This window comes from Photobacterium sp. OFAV2-7 (assembly GCF_022347985.1).
Lineage (GTDB): Bacteria > Pseudomonadota > Gammaproteobacteria > Enterobacterales > Vibrionaceae > Photobacterium.
Genome location: NZ_JAKRFQ010000500.1, coordinates 1 through 3,774 on the forward strand (window position 1 = coordinate 1; position 3,774 = coordinate 3,774).

Below are 3,774 nucleotides of genomic sequence, written 5' to 3' on the forward strand. Positions count from 1 at the left end.
CCAACATATCGGAGTAAGCCTGAGGCACCAATCCGGTAGTATGCGACAGCAAATGCCTTAATGTGACGCTCTTACCCAGATCAGGATCGCTGAACTCAATATTGTCAAGATAAGGTATGACATGGGTATCCCATTCAATTAGCCCCTTGGAAACCAATATCGATGTTGCAGCCGATGCAAATGTTTTCGATATTGATGCCAGCGGAAAAACAGTGGCTGAGTTTATCCGCTTATTGCCACCGGCTTTTGTCACCCCGTAGCCACGCAGCAAGCGAATATTGCCATTGATAATGACAGCCAATGATGCACCGGGTATCCCTTTTTTCACTGACTTTTTCACATAGCTATCGAGTGCGAAAACAATCTCGTCTTTGGGGGCTGGCAACGCAGCCCCCAAAGGCAGCAAGAGAAGGAAGACAGACCACAATCTGCACATCACAGATACACCAACCTTATCGAATTTTCACTAAGGTTAGCGCCTAAAAGCAGCACATTATCTTCTCTGAATTGAGAATTAAACTCGATAACAATAAAGTGTCAGCAAATAGAACAAAAAAAATCATTTATTAGAAAATAGTTCAAGAAATATACTTATTTTTCCTCTATGATTATTTTATTGCTCTTTTTTAACATGACGCATTTATTTGCTATTAATTCAACTGAATTAATAATTACTGCTTACAAGTGTGCGCTCAAAATAGCAAAAATGTGTACAGGTGTTCGCTGAAAATAATATTTATTGTGTACAAGTGTTCGCTGAAAATAGTGTTTTATTGAGAATTCATACCGTTTACGTGATAGTTATGTCAATTTTTAGATTATTTGCACTATCTTTGCGTTATTCATATATAGTTGATAAATAAAAAGAAACACTCATCGGATGAGCTTGAAAGTGAGATCCAGGGCACAAAATGACTTTTATTGTTGGCTATAACCGCTACAATACACAGCCTCAGCCACTTCAAGACACATATTAATAAGGTCACATAGTCATGAATGTAGTCGATTTTTTTAAACAGAAGCGTGATGTTCTTTCACTACATCCGTTCGAACTTAAAGATTTCCTATCACCTTCCCTGCGTGACTACTGGCTTGAGCTTAGAAATAAGGCAAACAATAGCCAGATCGGTCTTTTAATAAAAGATCATAAACTGGCCTCCAATGACGATATAGCAGCACCAGCTGAGCCTGTTGCCCAGCCTGCGCCGATCGTAATGAAGCCTGAAGCAGAAAAACTGTTCAATGAGTTGAATGACACCCTTGGTGAAGTCATTCATGTCGGACAGTGGCTAACCGTCGATCAAAACCGTATTAACAGCTTCGCAGATGTTACTGAGGACCATCAGTGGATCCACACCGATCCGGAGCGTGCGGCCGAAGAGTCACCTTTTAAAACCACTATTGCCCATGGCTTTTTAACTCTGTCGCTACTTTCTGTGCTGACTGACAGTGTTGATCCGGACAACCAGAAATTCCCAACGGCGAAGATGACCGTTAATGTCGGGTTGAATCAGGTACGCTTCCCTTATCCGGTAAAAGCAGGTAACCGTGTTCGTGCCAGCACAAAAATTCAGTCAGTTACACCTATCAAACGTGGACTTGAAATCGTTCAGGAACTAACAGTTGAGATTGAGGGCGTGCGCCGTCCGGGCTGTGTCGCTGAATCTGTGATCCGCCTGCATTTCTAAACGAAGTCAGACTGTATTACCAAACGTTAAAAGGCCATCATGAGATGGCCTTTTTCATTATCTGTACCTGGTTACTGCACTTTTTCAATCACTTTTAACGCTTCTTTCTTGCTTAGTGCAGAAAGCTTACCTTCATTGTGAGCTACAAACTCTGTCACATAGTCAGGATCGGTTTTGGAATATTCTCGCAGCACCCAGCCAATCGCTTTTCGAATAAAGAACTCTTCTTCATGCGCCAACATCAGGATTGTTTCTTCCAGTAAAGCAACGTTTGTTTCAGACTTATGCTTAAGATGTGCCAGCAATGACGCTCGGCGCAACCACATGTTATCAGATACACGCCACTCTCTTAGCTTTTCTTCCAACTCACGGTGTTCTTTAACCAAGTCACCAATAAGGTTAGATGCAATTTTATCTACGGTATCCCAATGACTGGCCTCCAGAAGCATCTCTTCATAAATTTCAAATGCTTCCTTGGTACGAAAGGCTTTATAATACTCGGCTGCATCCATGGCCAAGTATTGCTCCTCCCGGTTCTCTCCCGACCAAAGCCAAAGAACCAGGCGACTATAGTCCGTAAATGTGCTGACTTTAGTGTGCTCGCGAGCCTGCTTAAAAATGGCCTGACGTTCCGGTGTCTTCACACCGTAAAACGGCTGTTCAGTCTTCATATATGCCTGCATCGCCTTTGCATCTTCGGCATTGCCTGCCTCTGCCATGCGCTGCTGCATAAAGATCACCATGGGAATGATGAGAGACATAAGTACTTCCTTTACAACTGACTATTATTATTTTTGTATTGGAACACAGTTAGGAATAGCGGAAAACCACTTTTTATCACGCAGTTTCAATCGATAAGCTCAGCAAAGCTGCTGAGCTTACTGGACATTGATTCTCCCTCGTTTTAAGGGTATTCAACGTTTGGCAGCTTTGCCCTGGTAGGCCAAATACTCCAGAATGCTATCAATTTGTTGGAAGCTAAGATCGGTATGATCAGGCATTTGGGTATAGCGAAATTTCGATGGCTGACGAATGTACTCCCGCAATACCTCGGGGCTGCGATAAGCTAGGATATTCATAGGGGCATTCAAGTCAGGGCCGACCTTTCCTCCTTGCTGATCCAATGCGTGGCACTTCATGCACCTGTCTTTAAATAATTTGAACCCGGCAAATACATTCGTCGTCTCTTTAACTTGCTGAGGATACACCGCCGGGTATTGATTTTTAAACTCAACCGTATCAATAGCCGCCAACTGATAAGGCCATGGATAGGCTTGCTTTGGCGTCTGCTTGTTGCCAGTCCAGACCATGTAGAAAGGCCCGGGGTTAGACTGGTTGTGACCAATAAGTTCCCAATCAGGCTGCTCCGCATCAAGGTATACAATGTAGCCGCCTTGTTCTAACAGTTTATCGAAAGGCGAAACTGCCTGGTATCCGTCAAGCGCAACAAACTTAACGTCGGTACTCAGCTTACTTTCCCAAGATTTTCCATAAGCCAGTGCCATGACATCATGCAGAGAAAAAGCCAGATATCGTTTGTCTTTCTCATATTGAGGATCATAGATATCAATCTGGTGTGTCAGTAGCTGCTTCTTCATGTCCACCAAAGTGAGCTCTTTAAAAACGACGCCATCTTCTGAAAAAACCAGCTTTGCCGAATAAGCATTTACCGACCACATACACAGCAAACTAAAAATCGATAACCACTTCATCCATATAGTTGAACGCATCACCATGCCCCCTTCTGTTCGTTATTATTGGTTAGGCCGTTGATTAATTACCTGATTTACTTTGAATATAGTCAGTAACAAGCCGGGGGAGATGAGCCTTGTACATATTGGAACCAAAATCACAGGATGTTCCAGACTGTTCACTCATTTTGAGCTATGTAACAACAGGGATCAGCCCCTATATCACCACTGTTTCGTTATAAAAAGCAACACAGCTATTTACTAGCCGGTCTGAATGTTGAGGTAAAATGACGAAGCACCGGAGCTTCAAATGAGAACTCTAATCCTGATAAATGACTGGCCCGGTGGGATACATTGATTAACGCCTCTGCGACGTAATCCATATGATCATAGAT

General features: G+C 43.0%; 4 protein-coding genes. 1 reads left to right on the forward strand and 3 read right to left on the reverse strand.

Annotation, left to right across the window (positions count from 1 at the left end; genetic code table 11):
• Positions 1-436, reverse strand: a 436-nt coding sequence (locus MHN01_RS19775) for a serine hydrolase (RefSeq protein WP_239412919.1), incomplete at its 3' end; no start/stop codon positions are given.
• Between the two features lie 556 nt (positions 437-992).
• Here MHN01_RS19775 and MHN01_RS19780 point away from each other — a divergent pair.
• Positions 993-1,688 (forward strand): MaoC family dehydratase, encoded by a 696-nt coding sequence (locus tag MHN01_RS19780; RefSeq protein ID WP_075766052.1) that lies wholly within the window; start codon positions 993-995, stop codon positions 1,686-1,688.
• Between the two features lie 71 nt (positions 1,689-1,759).
• On the opposite strand, the gene MHN01_RS19785 is transcribed toward MHN01_RS19780, so the two are convergent.
• Complete coding sequence (locus tag MHN01_RS19785) at positions 1,760-2,449, reverse strand: DNA alkylation repair protein (protein WP_239412920.1); 690 nt, start codon at positions 2,447-2,449, stop codon at positions 1,760-1,762.
• Between the two features lie 153 nt (positions 2,450-2,602).
• A complete protein-coding gene (locus MHN01_RS19790) occupies positions 2,603-3,418 on the reverse strand; it encodes a cytochrome c (RefSeq protein WP_239412921.1) in 816 nt (271 codons plus the stop codon).
• Between the last annotated feature and the right edge of the window lie 356 nt (positions 3,419-3,774).

Bases quoted from the DNA above. Each gene is read 5' to 3' on its own strand.
- MHN01_RS19780 (WP_075766052.1), top strand. From the start codon at position 993: ATGAATGTAGTCGATTTTTTTAAACAGAAGCGTGATGTTCTTTCACTA.
- MHN01_RS19785 (WP_239412920.1), bottom strand. From the start codon at position 2,449: ATGTCTCTCATCATTCCCATGGTGATCTTTATGCAGCAGCGCATGGCA.
- MHN01_RS19790 (WP_239412921.1), bottom strand. From the start codon at position 3,418: ATGCGTTCAACTATATGGATGAAGTGGTTATCGATTTTTAGTTTGCTG.